The sequence below is a fragment of the Paenibacillus oleatilyticus genome (genome assembly GCF_018998565.1).
Lineage (GTDB): Bacteria > Bacillota > Bacilli > Paenibacillales > NBRC-103111 > Paenibacillus_G > Paenibacillus_G oleatilyticus.
The window spans coordinates 191,589-206,866 of record NZ_JAHNZO010000007.1 but is presented as its reverse complement, the minus strand read 5'-3'; the positions used below and the strand labels follow the sequence as shown (position 1 = coordinate 206,866).

17 protein-coding genes are annotated in these 15,278 nt (G+C 44.5%); 5 read left to right on the top strand and 12 right to left on the bottom strand.

Annotated features, from left to right (window positions below; genetic code table 11):
* Positions 1-52: 52 nt before the first annotated feature.
* Positions 53-613 (bottom strand): spore protease YyaC, encoded by a 561-nt coding sequence (gene yyaC / locus KQX66_RS11880; protein ID WP_216792665.1) that lies wholly within the window; start codon positions 611-613, stop codon positions 53-55.
* Between the two features lie 157 nt (positions 614-770).
* Between yyaC and KQX66_RS11875 the strand changes: the two genes are divergently transcribed.
* The 3 genes from KQX66_RS11875 to KQX66_RS11865 all read left to right on the top strand — a co-directional run bounded on the left by KQX66_RS11875 (position 771) and on the right by KQX66_RS11865 (position 4,033).
* Positions 771-2,003, top strand: a complete 1,233-nt coding sequence (locus KQX66_RS11875) for a glycosyltransferase family 2 protein (protein ID WP_216792724.1) — start codon at positions 771-773, stop codon at positions 2,001-2,003.
* 59 nt (positions 2,004-2,062) lie between these two features.
* Positions 2,063-2,758 carry a copper homeostasis protein CutC gene (locus KQX66_RS11870; RefSeq protein ID WP_216792664.1) on the top strand — a complete coding sequence of 232 codons (696 nt, stop codon included), beginning with the start codon at positions 2,063-2,065 and terminating at the stop codon, positions 2,756-2,758.
* Between the two features lie 723 nt (positions 2,759-3,481).
* Entirely contained in the window at positions 3,482-4,033 is a 552-nt protein-coding gene (locus tag KQX66_RS11865) for an imm11 family protein (protein WP_216792663.1), read from the top strand.
* Positions 4,034-4,153: 120 nt separating this feature from the next.
* On the opposite strand, the gene KQX66_RS11860 is transcribed toward KQX66_RS11865, so the two are convergent.
* The 9 genes from KQX66_RS11860 to KQX66_RS11820 form a co-directional block, all read right to left on the bottom strand.
* Positions 4,154-4,312, bottom strand: a complete 159-nt coding sequence (locus KQX66_RS11860; RefSeq protein ID WP_216792728.1) for a hypothetical protein — start codon at positions 4,310-4,312, stop codon at positions 4,154-4,156.
* A gap of 12 nt (positions 4,313-4,324) precedes the next feature.
* Positions 4,325-4,744 (bottom strand): hypothetical protein, encoded by a 420-nt coding sequence (locus KQX66_RS11855; RefSeq protein ID WP_216792662.1) that lies wholly within the window; start codon positions 4,742-4,744, stop codon positions 4,325-4,327.
* Positions 4,745-5,138: 394 nt separating this feature from the next.
* Positions 5,139-5,696 (bottom strand): hypothetical protein, encoded by a 558-nt coding sequence (locus tag KQX66_RS11850; protein WP_216792661.1) that lies wholly within the window; start codon positions 5,694-5,696, stop codon positions 5,139-5,141.
* Between the two features lie 3 nt (positions 5,697-5,699).
* A complete protein-coding gene (locus tag KQX66_RS37360; RefSeq protein WP_253957087.1) occupies positions 5,700-7,094 on the bottom strand; it encodes a toxin C-terminal domain-containing protein in 1,395 nt (464 codons plus the stop codon).
* A gap of 329 nt (positions 7,095-7,423) precedes the next feature.
* On the bottom strand, positions 7,424-8,017 hold the full coding sequence (locus KQX66_RS11840; protein ID WP_054974813.1) for a hypothetical protein: 594 nt from the start codon (positions 8,015-8,017) through the stop codon (positions 7,424-7,426).
* Between the two features lie 3 nt (positions 8,018-8,020).
* Positions 8,021-8,848: a hypothetical protein gene (locus KQX66_RS11835; protein WP_216792660.1), complete on the bottom strand. Its 828-nt coding sequence runs from the start codon at positions 8,846-8,848 to the stop codon at positions 8,021-8,023.
* Positions 8,849-8,864: 16 nt separating this feature from the next.
* On the bottom strand, positions 8,865-9,464 hold the full coding sequence (locus KQX66_RS11830; RefSeq protein WP_216792659.1) for a hypothetical protein: 600 nt from the start codon (positions 9,462-9,464) through the stop codon (positions 8,865-8,867).
* A gap of 69 nt (positions 9,465-9,533) precedes the next feature.
* Entirely contained in the window at positions 9,534-10,037 is a 504-nt protein-coding gene (locus KQX66_RS11825) for a hypothetical protein (RefSeq protein ID WP_216792658.1), read from the bottom strand.
* Positions 10,038-10,173: 136 nt separating this feature from the next.
* The gene (locus tag KQX66_RS11820; protein ID WP_216792657.1) at positions 10,174-10,740 is read right to left on the bottom strand and encodes a hypothetical protein; all 567 of its coding nucleotides are present in this window, start codon (positions 10,738-10,740) and stop codon (positions 10,174-10,176) included.
* 925 nt (positions 10,741-11,665) lie between these two features.
* Here KQX66_RS11820 and KQX66_RS11815 point away from each other — a divergent pair.
* Together KQX66_RS11815 and KQX66_RS11810 are read left to right on the top strand one after the other, a co-directional pair.
* Positions 11,666-12,088, top strand: a complete 423-nt coding sequence (locus tag KQX66_RS11815; RefSeq protein WP_216792656.1) for a hypothetical protein — start codon at positions 11,666-11,668, stop codon at positions 12,086-12,088.
* Positions 12,089-12,136: 48 nt separating this feature from the next.
* Complete coding sequence (locus KQX66_RS11810; RefSeq protein ID WP_216792655.1) at positions 12,137-13,309, top strand: TolB family protein; 1,173 nt, start codon at positions 12,137-12,139, stop codon at positions 13,307-13,309.
* A gap of 95 nt (positions 13,310-13,404) precedes the next feature.
* On the opposite strand, the gene KQX66_RS11805 is transcribed toward KQX66_RS11810, so the two are convergent.
* Together KQX66_RS11805 and KQX66_RS11800 are read right to left on the bottom strand one after the other, a co-directional pair.
* Positions 13,405-14,232 (bottom strand): carbohydrate ABC transporter permease, encoded by an 828-nt coding sequence (locus KQX66_RS11805; protein ID WP_216792654.1) that lies wholly within the window; start codon positions 14,230-14,232, stop codon positions 13,405-13,407.
* Positions 14,233-14,250: 18 nt separating this feature from the next.
* Positions 14,251-15,132: a carbohydrate ABC transporter permease gene (locus KQX66_RS11800; RefSeq protein WP_216792653.1), complete on the bottom strand. Its 882-nt coding sequence runs from the start codon at positions 15,130-15,132 to the stop codon at positions 14,251-14,253.
* Positions 15,133-15,278: the final 146 nt, after the last annotated feature.

Below are 15,278 nucleotides of genomic sequence, written 5' to 3'. Positions count from 1 at the left end.
GGACGGCATCCGGCGCATGGCACAATGCCCGTGCGGACGGGGGCCGGTCTTTTCATGCTTCTTCCCTGATCTGCGGACAAGCCGCTTCCTCCGGCGGGAATACGCTGCGGATGGCCGACACGACTTCTCTGGCCATGTTCATGACGCGGAATAAGGAAGTGCTTTGCAGAATGGCGTATTTTTGCCCGGCATCCACATTGACGATCCCGGCAATCGAATAGTCGCCGACGTGTGGAAGCTGCTTGCCGACCGACTTGCCCGGCTCCAACGGCCGGTTGGACACCTGGTACCAGGCTAAGGAGGCGGCCTGACCGAGACAAGCGTCGATCGCAATCACGGTTTTCCCCTGCGGAATTTCATTCAGCCGCTCCCGCATGTTGCTTGCATCGAACGGATGGGCAAGCGTACCGACCACATGCGGATATCCCGCCTCCTGCAGCATCGTGCCGGCCAGCGGTCCGAGAGCGTCGCCCGTGGAGCGGTCTGTGCCGATGCACAGAAACACCAAGTCTTCCGCCGTCAGGCCGCGCGTTCGAATCATACGCAAAAAATCGGGCAGCTCGGCAGCCTTCAGCTTCTTGCGGAATAACGGCTGCGCCTGCTCGTTCGTCATTGCGTTTCCCCTTTCCGTTGTTGTTTATATAGTAGCATACTGCATAGGAATACCGCTTTCAATATTTGTTCCTACCGCGCGAGACATGCTATAATTCGGACAAAGCAAGATGAGTGCAAGTACAGCTCAGAACCGGCGGAAGGCAGGGATCAACCCGATGGGGGTCATGGACATATGGGCGCTGGCGGCGCTTGCCTACTGGCTGTTCATGCTGTGGGACACGCTGCGGGCGCGGCAATGGATGCTGAAGCTTCCCCGCCCGGAGCCGGGACAAGCGGGGTGGAAAACGGGCAGAACTTCTCAGGACGGCAAAGAGTCCGAAGCGCCCCTCGTCTCGATTATTATCGCGGCGAAAGAAGAGGAATCGTCCATCGTCGAAACGGTGAAGCATCTGCTCGGGCAAACGTACCCCCGGATCGAAATCATCGCCGTGAACGACCGGTCGCAGGATACGACCGGACGCAAGCTGGATGAGCTGCGGCGGTGGTCCGAGGGACGGGCCGGCATCGCGGTGCCGCTGCGGGTCATTCACATTACGTCGCTGCCATCCGGCTGGCTTGGCAAAAATCATGCGCTGTATCAAGGCTATTTGCAGGCGCGGGGCAAATATTTGCTATTCACGGACGCCGACGTGCAGTTCGAGCCGCAAACGGTTGAGGATGCGGTCCGCTTCCTGCAGGAGCAGCAGGCGGATCACGTGACGCTGGCCCCTCGGATGCTTGTACGAGGCTTATGGCTTCGGACGTTCGTGCAATTTTTCTTTTTTACGCTCAGTCTTTACATCCGCCCTTGGCGGGGGAACGACGACTTCCAGAACCGGCACGGGATGGGGATCGGCGCCTTCAATCTGATCACAAGACAGGCGTATGAGCGGATCGGCACGCACCAAGCCATCGCGCTGCGGCCGGACGACGATCTTCAGCTCGGCCGGAAGGTCAAGGAAGCCCGGCTCCGGCAGCGGCTCGCCTCCGGCACGGAGCATATTGCCGTCGAATGGTATACAAGCCTCGGGGAGGCCATTCGCGGTCTGGAGAAAAACTTGTTTTCGGGCTTCGGCTATCGTTTAAGCTTCGCGGCTCTCGGCGTGCTGGGTCAGCTTGCGCTGTTCCTGTTCCCTTGGGCGGGCATGCTGCTTCTGTCCGGCCCGGCGGCCTGGGGCTTCGCTCTATCGGTCGCGCTGATGCTCGCCGTCTATTTTCTGCTGATCCGCTCGATCACCGGAGAAGGCGGATCCGAGGCGCTGCTGATGCCTCTGAGCGTCGTTCTGTTATGCTATATCGTCACCCGCTCGGTCTGGCTGACCCTGAAGCAAGGCGGGATATATTGGAGAGGCACCTTCTATTCCTTAAAGGAGCTTAGGCGTATGAAAGCCCGCGATGGTTCCGATTGATTCGCGCTTGTTTTTCAAGTCCGCATATTTCCCAATTTATATAAAAGGAGCTTGTCAACATGATCTTGGAAGTCATTGCCACGAGCGTGGCCGATGCTATTATTGCCGAAAAAAACGGAGCGGGACGAATCGAGCTCATTTCCGGCATCTGCGAAGGCGGCGTAACTCCAAGCTATGGACTCATCGAACAGGTTGTCGCTTCGGTCAGCATTCCCGTCAATGTCATGATTCGCCCGCACAGCAATTCGTTCTGTTACGACGAATGGGACCTCGAAACGATGCTGACGGATATTCGGACGGTACGGCGTCTCGGCGCCGCCGGAATCGTAACCGGCTGCTTGACGCCGGAACGCAAGGTGGATACGGAGCTGCTTGAGAAGCTGCTGGCCGAGGTCGGCGAATTGTCGGTCACCTTTCACCGGGCGATTGACGAGACGGACGATCTGGAAGGCACGCTGCACGTACTCGCCCAATATCCGCAAATCCACCGGGTGCTGACGTCCGGCGGCAAGCCGAGCGTGCTGGATGCCCGGGACGAGATTCTCCGGCTGCAGGCCGTCGAGCTGTCGCATCCGATCGCCATTCTCGCAGGCAGCGGGCTCAACCTCCAGTCGCTGGCCTCGTTTATTCGGGATACCGGCGTACGTGAGGTACATATGGGCACTGGCGTGCGCCGCGGGAACCGCGCGCAGGATACGGTCGACCCCGAGCTCGTACGGGCAGCAGCGGATATCGTCGCTGGATTTTCCAAGTAAAGGCGCTTCAATGTATTCATCACGAAAAGCCGTGCGGCACAAGCCGGACGGCTGCTTCACGTTGCAAATCTTCAAGGCGGCGAATGGCTCCCAGCCTAGGGTGTCCGTCCTTTTGGTCAGTCAAACTATCATTGGGGACACATCCAAATAGTAAATAACACCCTAACTATTTGAAAACCTCTCAATTAAAAACGAAAGAAAATCATCATAACTCTTGGACACCAACACCCTCACCTTGTTCCCAGTCGACAACTTGGCACTCAAAGAAAATACAGGTAAATATAACCTCTTCGGATGCCGATATATATTGCTGGTATTTATTCTACGAGGAGGTATATCATGTTATTATTTATAGGTTTGTTATTGATGATTGCCGGCATAATGTATTTTTTTCTTTCTTTCAGAAAATCTTACAATATTACAGTAGTTAAAGGAGTGCAGCAGCCCGGAGAAACAGACCAACAATACGAACAGCGACTAAGGAAAAAACTCAAGAGGCATGGCATAACCATATTCCTCTTGGGAGTTTTTTGTCTGATCATGGACATCATTTTCAAAGTATTGGATCGAACTTGAACAATCAACAAGCTATCCCAAATTCAGAGCTATTGTTTATCAAACAAATTGTTCTTAAAAATCAGGCTGACATAGTTCAAACTATACATGTAATAAGAGGCAAATTACTTAACGGTGCTTACTGTAAAATTAAAAGGAGAGCAATTAGTGAGAATATGGAAGATTGAAAGTGATGTCAAAAGATATAATTCTCTTCAACTTGTTAATTTTGAAGATGATCAGGAAAGATATTTTGGGAAATTTGAGTCTTCAACACCGCTTCAAAAGAGTTGGGGAGAAGTTCAAGTCTATATGATTGGGGAAGGAGAGTTTAGTGACCTCCCTCATTTTTGGGGATACTCAAAAGCAATGGTTATAAGTGAAAAGGCTAAGAAAGTACTGGAATCGAAACTATCTAATTCTGTAGAGTTTCTTCCGCTTCAACATAAAGAAGAAAAATATTATGTACTTCACGTATTAAGTATTTTTCAAGCGGTTGATTATGAAAGTGTATTGCTTCGAAAACTTCCTACGGGTCTGATTGTCGGTTTCGATAAATATGCTTTTAAACCTGAAGTTATTAATGGGCACAATATTTTTAAAGTTTTTCTAAATGAACGTGTTTATGGAACAGAAACTTTTGTCTCAGATGAAATAAAAGAAATAGTAGAAGAAAATAATTTAAAAGGATTCAAATTTATCGAAGTTTGGAGTAAGTAGTGCCCCATCAGCAAATATTAATCTTTATTCTTTTTCATCCAATATTGCTTTAAATATTCAGCAGCATAAGCATCCATATCTTTCATATTGCCACCAGAAACGCATCCAGTTAGACACATTTCATGGCACTTCTAATGTCTTTTGCAATTTGAGTCTTATCCCCATAATTTTCATCTTCTTGAAGCAGCCAGTTTCCAAGTCTTCCAGTATTCCAACAAAATCATCATAGTCCTCACCCGCAGCATCAACTGCTTTCAATTGATTTACAACGTTTGGCAAGAAAAACTAATCCTAATCCCATTCATTAAGTGGTAATTTTAGTAACTCATTACTACATTTCGGGCATTTTTGTTTCGAAAAATCCCTTGTCCAAATCCTACAAAAGATACACCGTTTGCCGTACAATTCTGGATGTTGTTTATTTTCCTCATCCGCTTCTGGTTCGAGTATAGAAAATACTCTCCATCTTGTTTTTTCATATAAATGCATAATTTCTGGGGAAACATCATACGAATTAGTAGTAGAATCCCATTCACACCCTTCTATTATTTGAACTGGTCTTTCCAAATCCTCTTCTAATCTATCAATTGATGTTTCAGGCCATTCATCAGTATGAAATATTTCTTTCTGAATCCTATCCCAATCCTTCCAGCTAGATAATTTTTTTAACTCCGTATCTAATTTATTTGTATCAATGTTAATATTAAACATAATATTCACCTGCCTTGGTCTTAGTAGTTTCAACTGCTCGAAACAATACCTTCACATGAAGCGTAGACATATACTGCATTTTAACACTTTAAATTATACCTTTTTTGATGGATTAGACCATTTCTACATAAGATCATTCTTCATCTGCGCCGTTTCATCTGAAATGATAAGTTCGTATTATCTTACTTCACCGGTTAATTGGCCGTAAAACTTGTATTTATCTTTGTATGCTTGCACGATAATAAGTGCTTCTTTTTCTGTTAGATTGTTGACGGGGCCACTGTATCCCATTGACCGCATCGTCTAGAATTGAATGATGGGTACATTCTGCACTGGATAGCCCCACCAAGAAAGAACCTTGAAAGGCATTAAGCCAATCAAGGTATAATCCAAACTATTCAACAGAGTTCTCCCATACATTCCCTTCATATGGCCATTCCCACAAGTCTATAAATAGACCTAGATTCCTTATCTCCATTATTGCATCCTCACATATGATAGAGCTACCAATATCCATGTAATAATCGTAGGAAAAGTTCAAGAAAAATTTGTCTCCATTTCTAAGTTGACAAGCAACGTCCTCTCTCATGCCCAATCTAACGATATGTTCTATTTGTTTGCCTGTAAGGAGAGAACCGTCCTGTAAGGAGTAATAAGAATCTACAATCTCTTGAGAATAGCACTTCGGATACTTTAAAATGTGTTCAGTAAAAAGTTCTTCTCTTAATTTACTTATTAAGTAAATTTCTAATTCATGAACTTGAATACTGTTCATATAGACCTCTACTGCCTTAACATATTTTTGCTCAATAGATAAATACTCGCTCATTGAGAGGCTTACCCCATTATAAGTCCGCCCTATGTCAATTATCGAAGTCCATGTAGGTATTTTAGGCTTATTCTCTTCCCCTTCTTTTAAAGGAGGGTATTTTCTTACTTGCCAATAATACATACTCTAATCTCCAATTCGATTTAAATTTTTATCATATGTTCGCAATCTAGTTTGCCTGATCATTAACTCCTCTATTGTATTAGCCATTTTCCACACACCGCTGTTATCTGTACTCCCCGTGCTCTGCCGCGGTATATCTCTTGTTATATAAACTCCTCGTTCTTCTGAATAAAAGACAGCCGCTTTAGCCCTACCTCCATTGGCCTTTTCAAAACCTAGTATATTTGCTGCTTCTTCTGCTTCTCTGTCTGTCCGGTAAGGTCCATTAGGTGGAGATGTCTTCTTAGCAGGTGTCCATTTCCCAGTTTTATTATTGTAATCATCTGTTCTTTGTTGCTTACGTTGGTAATAACCACCGTATGCATCAGTAGAATTTCCCGTCCCCTCACCTTCTGGAGGCTTACTAGGTGGTTTCTCCGTATCTTGACCATTTCCTCCTCCCGACTTCTTATTTGTATCCCCTTTTTTCGGAACTTCCCCGGAATAATCTGAATCTCCATTTGCCACTTTCCGTAACTTCTGTTCATTCGCTTGATCCTTGTCGGGTGACCGATCCTTTTGGGTTGCTTGTGGTTCTGATCTACCCGTGCCAGACCCGCTTGCAGAACCGCCAGTCTTCCTCCCCCTACGCGATCCTGCGACTCCAAATGCCAGTGAAGCCACGCCACCTGTTGCCTCGTCCAGAAGTTCCATGCCCACTTCCAGAGCAACTTCTTTTCCAATCTCTATCGATTTCTGTACCGCAGGCTTTTGCATCGCCTTGGCCAGCATGCCATCCTTCATCTTCTGGACAGCTTCCAGCTCGCTCATGTCCTCTTTTGCATTGCGCGCTGCGGTTCTCACTTTTCCCCTGCCATTTCCTGGAGATTTATTCTTCACGATAGCTTTTGCCTTTTTCGTAGCGCTTGTCGCATTCTCCGTGGCCTTGGCGACTTTCTTGCCTTTCGTGACAACCTTTTGAGCCTTCATCCCCAGCTTTGCACCCGTAGCTCCCCAGCCTGCAAAAGGGATACACGCCGCCAAAGATAGCGCCGCTCCTGCATAGTCTCCTCGTGCGAGCGAGATTCCTGCATTCGCTAAGTCCGCTATTTCTCCCAGACCCGGAATGAGTCCCACAAGATCCAGTCCAAGCTGCAAGCCATCCAGAAATCCACCCCAGCCAGACTCTTCCTCTTCCTGCTCTTCCTCTTCCTCCTCCTGCGGCAAATCCTCCACAACCACAGGTGCCTTCGTCAGCCCGACCATCTCAATCTTCTGCGCTTGAAGATCCACTTCCCCGTCCAAAATCATGCTGCTGGTGCTGCACATGAGGTAGATCGCTTCTTTGGCCTTGATCTCAACCTTGGTGTCTGACGTAATCTCCATATCCTTTTCCGAAGAAAAAACAATGGGATGCATACTGTGAATCTCAATACCATCCTCTTCATGCAGCTTGATAAAAATATTGCCTTCCTTGCTCTCCTTGGCAGTAAGAACGAGCTCCTTGCCGAAGTTCGCCTGTTATTTTGAACATGCAAAAAGGCTTATTCCTCCTCTATAGTTCAAGTGGAATAAGCCTTTGAAAGTTGCTAAGCGTGTTTGTCAGGTTTTTTAGTGTTTGGTTTGTTGGTTGTATTGTACGATTTTGTTGCTGGGATTGAAATCTGATTATACAAAATTTTAGGCAGACCCTGACAGACCCAGGTAACCCTAGAAATATTAAATTGAGATTTAGTTTGTCAAATCTATTAAAACGTCATTAATAAACCTCGCTTCGCTTCTGTTGCATCTTTATAGAGGATTACGAGTTCGTCATAAGCCTCTATTAATTCTGAAAAAGATGCATGATATACTAAATCATTTGACGGCAAACCATTACTTATTAGGTTTCGTTTTAATTCGAGTAGTTCGTTATACATACTAGGTACGTCTTCAGCGTATACAAATCCCAGTCCCATTCCTCCTGGATCAAGAATAAACATTTCTGATTCTAATGGACGCCCGAGAATATAATAATTAGGATCAAATTTAGTAGGTAGCTTAACTAGTGCTTCAATCAGTGCATCCCACAAATAAGATAATCCCTGTTCTTCATCTGGAGAATAGTAACATGTCATAGCAAAATCAGCTAGTTCTTGAACCTCACCATTTTCTAATTCTTGTTCCCACTCTTTATCTAGCAGTTCCCCTGTGTATACAGATCTAACAATTCCCAAATGGTTAAAAATAAACTCCTTCAATAATTTAATATTATTCGTAGTACCCGAAGTAATGATAGTCTCACTTAATTCTTTCATAAAACCATTTGTATCAAATAAATAAGCTTTATGTTCCATACCCATTTTCTATTCGATTCCCCTTTCATTTTGGCGGAGAATCTGAATTGATTTTTCTAGTTCCTTTTTGACATCACCCTTTGCGCGTCCATTCATAATAGGTTCTAACATTAAATAGGCATACTCGGGTGACAATGCTTTTGCAAATATTGCAATGATTTCTTTTGCATAAGAATCTATCTTCATTTTCAACACGTGAGTCCCTACTTCAACTAACTTTTCATTGTATTCAGGACCTAAATTCCTTAACAAGGAACTATCTTCGGCTGCTGTCCAAAGTGCCTCTAATCCTTTAATTATCACATCTTCATATTCATCTTTTTTCATTTTTGCCATCCAGAATTCACTCTTATGAACATACGCTTTCAGTGCATTAATGATAAATTGCACATCATTCATAGTTAAAACTAAGTTGCTAGAATAATTATATAACAACCCTGTCTTAACAAGAGGAAGGATATCTCCCTTGAAAAATGCTTCTTCAGTGCCATTTGGCCCTTTTTCAAGACGTATGAGAACGGACTGGAGAATTGCCTTTTCACTTATCGGAGCGTTAAAATCATCCTCTAAGATCGCTTTCTCCTTTTCTGAAAGTATAGAGACACAGCCAATATCATTTAGACTTAGCAAACTATACATTGCCTCAATTCGTATCCGTTGTGTTTGATGAGAGAGAGCTTCAAGTAGTCTCGGAATATACTTTGTATCGTGTGAAGCACCCATAGCAATTATTATCTCAACAGGTAACTCTACCCCGTTTTTATGAAAAGCTTCATTCAATTGTTCATCTGTAACAATGACCTTATAATTGTTTTCGTTATAAACCTGATACTCCATAAATTCCTCCTATACTTTATGGGATCTTAAAATCATTAGGATCATAAGTTGGAGCTCCTGTTTTTGGATCATATCGTTCTATTATTATCTGTTTAGGTGGTTCACCATACTTGATCTTATACGCATTAATAAACCTTCTTATTTCTTGCTTGTCTTTAGAAATTGGTCTACCCAGTGGCTTATCATCAATGATATTTCCTTTTGGTGGTCCTTGTACAGCATCGGGTATAGCTTTTTGAGTTTTCTTCGAAGGTCTGCCCTGCTTGTCTATTCTTTTTGGTACTTCAATTGTTTTTCCATCTTTATCTTTTAAAGGTTCATTAACCAAATCGTAATCGCCACTAGCACGACGCTCATCTGCCTTTTGCTTATGGACCTTCTTACCGGTTTTAGTGCTACTAGTTTCACCAGTTATGTTTTTCTTCTCTTCACCCGTCCCCTCAGGCGGCTTCTCCGGCGGCTTTTGATTCGATTTCGGTTCATTCGGTTTTCCAAAAGTCTCGTCCCACTTCCGCTGGTTCTCTGTCTGTGGGGGTTCTATCACATCTTTTTTATTCGAGAATTGAATCGGAAAACCTTCCAACAATTGTAACTGAGGGTGTAAAAAAAGCGACAAGTAACTAAATCACCTTGTCGCTTTTTCGAATATTTCATAAATGTGTTCACTTTGGTAAATTATTTTAGACTACTTTTTTATAGAGATTCTTTTTAATTGGTGTAAAGCATTCTTTTTAATTTCTTTTTCCTTTGATTTACTTAAGAGTTCTAATTTCTCTTTAGACTCTGGCGTATGAATATCACCTAGAGCCCAGATACATTTTACGACAAGGGCATTTGTGTAATGAAGATACTCAAATTTAGTTATTGCTGCTTTATAAAGACTTTCTACTGATGAATTTGATTTAAAATATTGAAGCAAGCCAGCAATATCCTCATGTGCCTTATGCCAAGCTTCAGTAATTAACTGGTTTAACATTTCCAAATGTCTTTCATCAAACAAATCAAATGAAAATCCTATATAAAATATTAATCCTAGGTCATCTTTATTTTTTTCTCTACAAATAACTTCTAACAATTTGTCAAAGAAGCTGGTTATTTCTATATTTCCGTTGAACAAATCCAAAAATTCTAGATCTGTTATTTCACCGCCAATAAGTTTTTTTATTAGTATTCTTAGTTCTTGATCCATTTTTCTATCCTTTCAAAACTAATAATATGATCGTTAAAAATATCCAACGCAATTCCTTTTCCTAGTCCATTGTTTACTCGTTTGAGGTATATGAACAGTCCTTATTAACTTATTAAAATCGTTCTTCTTAAATTTTCTACGATATTAATTCCATTTTCCCATCACGATTTCTAACTAACTTTAAAGCCTCAATACCAAAGTTCAACTCATATTCTTCCGGAACATCCTCAAATATTGTTCCAATATATTCGTAGTCACAGTCAATAAATTCTTCTGAAACAGCACCACCTATTTTGGACGAATAATACTTTAGTTCTTCTTCCTCAGGATATATTCCAATACCAACTTCCAATACGTCTGGCTCCATTCCTTCTTCATAATATATGATTCGCTCTTCCAATCGATTAATAGGAGTACCTTCGTTATTACTATTCAATTCTGCACCAATCGGTACTTCTATAATGATTGGACTATCTTGTTCACTAACATGTTGATAGATTTGCCAACATAAAACTCCTTCAATATTCGGAAACTTCTCTTTATCGCAATAGACTTGCATCAGAAATCCATATCTCACATCGTCAATATAAATAGGGAATTCATTCGGCTTATGAGTAGGCAGCCCTCCAATTTTGTCGAGATAACTATTTTTTTCATCTCCCGGGACACGCTTTCTTGTTTTCATATAAAATGCACGCTTCATCTGTCACCTCGTGAAATTTAATCACAAACCAAGGTTACTTGATTTGAAATTAATAATTCTTGGAGTTTTCGTAATTTTTCTCTCTCGGATTCTTTTATTTTATCCCGATGCATTAGCTTCCAACCAACCTAACCTTCGTCTCTGAGATAGGCTTGATCATGTATTTTTTATTGTTGGTTTCGAGATCACCCATTTTCTCCAAATTTCCATCGCTTCATAAGAGGGTTCAACCCAGAACACTCCCGATATTTCCAGGTTAAATATTTCCTGAGAAATTGGATTTTTATGAAAAGAATACGTTTTATGTAGAATAAAGAAAAATAAACCAATCATCTTCTCATCTTGACTCAACATATTGATACAAATTCTTTCCATTTTGGCATTAGTAGCCAAGCAATGTTTTATATAGATCTCATTTAACCTCAAACCCACTAAAATTAATTCGTAGAAACTGCGTGCTCTATATTGTCGACTACCTGAAAGTCTACAAGTGAATATATAGACATAATACTCCTCTACAAAGCTTATAATTTATTCTATACACGCTTTGAAATGTATACTGTATAGCATTTTACCTATTTCTGATTCTAAAACATTATCATATTCAATTTTGAACCTGCTTGTATTATCTAAATATAACGTGAGATTTGTCCACACTTCCGGATTATTTATTTTTTACTATACTCCCCTCGACAAACTGCGACGACAAGAGCTATCTTTTTTCGAATCAGGCTAGTTCGAAGTTACCATTTTATTCGAAGCTATTGAAAATAGGAGTCTCATCCTGTAGCCTTGATATGAATAAGGAAAATATAGTTATTTATTGTATTATTTAGGTTTAAAACTTTTCTGCGATTGAACGGGTGGCCACCTTTCAATACATAACAACAGGACATGACAAAACGAACTTTTTGTCGGAGGTGTTGTGTGCCATGGAAAAAAACGGTTTGAATGCGGCGGCCGCAACAAGAAGGACACGTACGCCCGGCATACGATCGGCGAGCTGCAAAATTCCTCCGGCAGCAAATACTTGCTCAGCTACGGCAGCGCCACCTGGTATAATACGTCGAAAAAAAATGCGCTGCCTTATCGAAACGGCTCCAGCACAACAGGGCAAAATACGGTCGATGTCCAAATGAACATCAACTTCACCATTCGGGATGTGGATAAGGACAAGGCGTCGACGATCAAGCGCAGCGATTTCGGTCCGAACCAATGCCCGGGCAGCCGCTACGTGAGGGTCATTGCCGACCTGGACAAGACCGTGTTTAAAGATCTTCACGGGAACACGAGCGACGGCGTGTTTTACTCCAGAACTTTGGTGCCGTTGGAAAACTGGAATCCGTAATATTTTTTGGCAAATGGTTTACGATTATTTTCAGGCTGGGGTGGAATTATGGGGTCTGCGCAAACGGTAAACCGCTTCCATATCATCGCGTTAATTTTAATCCTTATTGTCGGTCTTTCGTGGATCGTGCATCTGTTGATCACAAGCTACCAGGGTCTGAAAGGCGCTCAAAACTATAAAGGCTGGCTTGCGGGCATTACGGCTGACGGAACAGGTAGCCAGCTTGTCGCTTATCATCCGGAGCAGGCAGAGAGCAAGACGATGTTAAAGCTGCCGAACGTGACTCCGGACAATTTCGGGGTGATCTGCTCAAACGGGACAAAAGCCGCCTACACCCAATGGAACGAGCAGCAGACGGTCAGGTATCTGGTGGTTCAATCCCTGACGAACGCCAAACAGCACATATTTTTCGACGACCTCCCTGCGATGAACGAAATTAAGACGATCTCGTGGTTCCCCGATCACCGGAGAATCTTGTTTGTGAAAAGCGACCAAACCACCCATGTCGACCAGGAGATCGGCGTGCTGGATACGGGCAGCGGAAAGGTCGAGACCTTGGTCAAGGGCGGAATTCGGCTGGTCAAGCGAGCGGAAGAAGAGAACGGGGAAGAACGGATGAAATTTTATATGACCCAAGACGAACTGGATCGAATCGTTCAATCGTACGGAGGGAAGCCGGTTCCGCTCGACGACGCCGGAGGGTATTTGATGGTCGAGTTCGCCGCGCCGGTCCTTTCCCCCGACGGGAATCGGATCGTGTACAGCGCCACGTTGAACCGCAATTATGCCAAAGGAGAAAATGTTCCGCTATGGCTGGCCTCAAGCCTGTGGCTTTACGACCTGACGAGCGGTCAAAATAAAATGATCTATTCCCCTTCCGACCGTTCGGCCGTCGGGAAAGCCATCTGGACGTCGGACGGCAGCCATGTAGCCTTCATCAGCTATTCCGGGGCCAACGGGGAAGGCGGGGCGATTGAATATATGGACCTGGCGAGCGCGAAGGTCAAAACGATTTTCCCGCCGACTGCCGAGCATCACAATAACGTGAACCTGATTGCGCTGGAACGTAACGAAATTTCCTTTATTTCCGCGCCGAAGTCCGGAACCTTCAAGGATGCGAAAAGGTTGATTTTGAACCCGGAAACGGGAGAAAAGCGGTTGATGCCGGTCCAATTCAAGGGGCAGAACGCGCTGCTGCGAAATTTTTCAAACGTACAGTAGGGTAATTTAAAAACACAAAGCGCTGAAAGCCCTTCTGCCGGGCTTTCAGCCGATCATGCCGGAGCCCTTTTCCCAAGAAGGCCGGCCTATTTCCGTTACTCCTTCACGGCTCCCGCGCTCAGACCGGACTCCACCTTTTCCTGAAACAGCAAATAGATGACAATGGTCGGAATGATCGTGAGAATGATGCCTGCGAACGTCGGGCCCATCTGCGAGCTGCCCCGTTCCCCTACGAAGGACATCAGCGCCATCGAAATGTTGAACATGCTCCGGTCATTGACCATAATAACGTTCCATATCAAATCGTTATAAATATCGAAAAAGGCCAGGATTCCCGCCGTCGAAATGGCCGGCATGGACAAAGGCGCCAAGATCCGAAACAGCAGCGTCGCCGGACCGCAGCCGTCCATGACCGCCGATTCGTCGATTTCCTTGTTGATTCCTTTCATAAATCCGGTAATCAAAAAAATCGTAAGCGGTAGTTGAAATGTCGCGTACAGCACGATCATGACGAAATAGTTGTTAAAGCCGTTGAACGAGCCGATCATCCGGGAAATCGGAATGACGAGAGAATAGACGGGGATCATCAGCCCCATGATGAAATAAATATATAAAGCGCCGTTCCACCTCAGCGAGATCCGGGTCAAGATAAACGACGCCATGGTTCCCAAGACCAAGGTCAGAAGCGTGCCTGCGATCGCGTAAATAAAGGAATTCCATACGGCTTTATCAATGTGTGCGGTGACAAAAGCGAGCTTGTAGTTGCTCCAGCGCCATACCTCAGGCAGCGAAAAGACGTTATTGTATATTTCCAGATTGTCCTTGAGCGAAGAAATCACCGAAAAAAATAACGGATACATAAAAATTACCGCGCAAAACGTAGAAAACAAGTATGCCGGAATTTTATACGAGCGAAGCGTCATGTTCCATTTCACCTGCCTTTATTTCATCGTCTTCGTGTTCATCAGCTTGTTGAGAATGATCGTGGATAAAAGTGCCGCCACGATAATGAAGGTGCCGATGGCGTTGCCCATCCCGAAGTTGTTGTATTTAAAGGACTCGTAATAGAGCAGCGTGGTTGGCACATCCGTGGCGCCGTTCGGTCCTCCGCCGGTCATGACGAAAATTTGCCCGAACACGCGAAGCGATTGCGTCACGGCAAGGATCGAGAAAATTTTCAGCGTCTCCTTCATCATCGGCACGGTAATGTACCAGAGCCGTTTGAACCCGACCGCTCCGTCCATGGCCGCCGCCTCGTACAATTGCTCCGGAATCGCGACCATACCGCTGGCGAAAATGATCATGTTCAGCCCGCAGTAAATCCAGGCGTTGACCACCACAACGACATAGATCGCAATGGCCGGTTCGCCGAGCCAATCATGGGTCAGCGAGCTTGCGCCGATCGCCGAGAGCACCATGTTGACGAGGCCGCCCTCCCCTTTGAGCAAAAACTGCCACATCAGGCCGACAGCCGTGAGCGGGAGCACGGAAGGCATGAAAAAGGCAATCTTGAAAAAGCGTCTTCCCTTCATCTTGCTGGTGACGATATGCGCTAGCGCGAAAGCGATCGGCAAGATCAGCACGAACGAGGCCAGGATAAACACGCCGATATTTTTGAGCGAACGGTAAAATTCAGGCTTTTGAAACATCGCGATGTAGTTTTGCAGCCCGACATATTCCAAGGCAACGTTCTTGATGCCGTTCCAGCTAAAAAAGGACATGTAAGCCGTCTGAAAGATCGGCACGATGAACGCCAGCGTATATAACAAGAGCGCCGGCAGCAAAAAAACGGCTGCGATCAAATAAGGCTTTCGGCCGACCATGTTGTTCCCCTCCTTCAAGTACTGCTTCGTAAGCATGATGCTGGCTAAGGTGGAGTATCCACTTCCGGTCGCTCTTGTCCACAGGAAATTTTTATTGAACTCCGCTTTCAGCGGATATTTCCCGTGGACAAAGGCGAACGCTATCA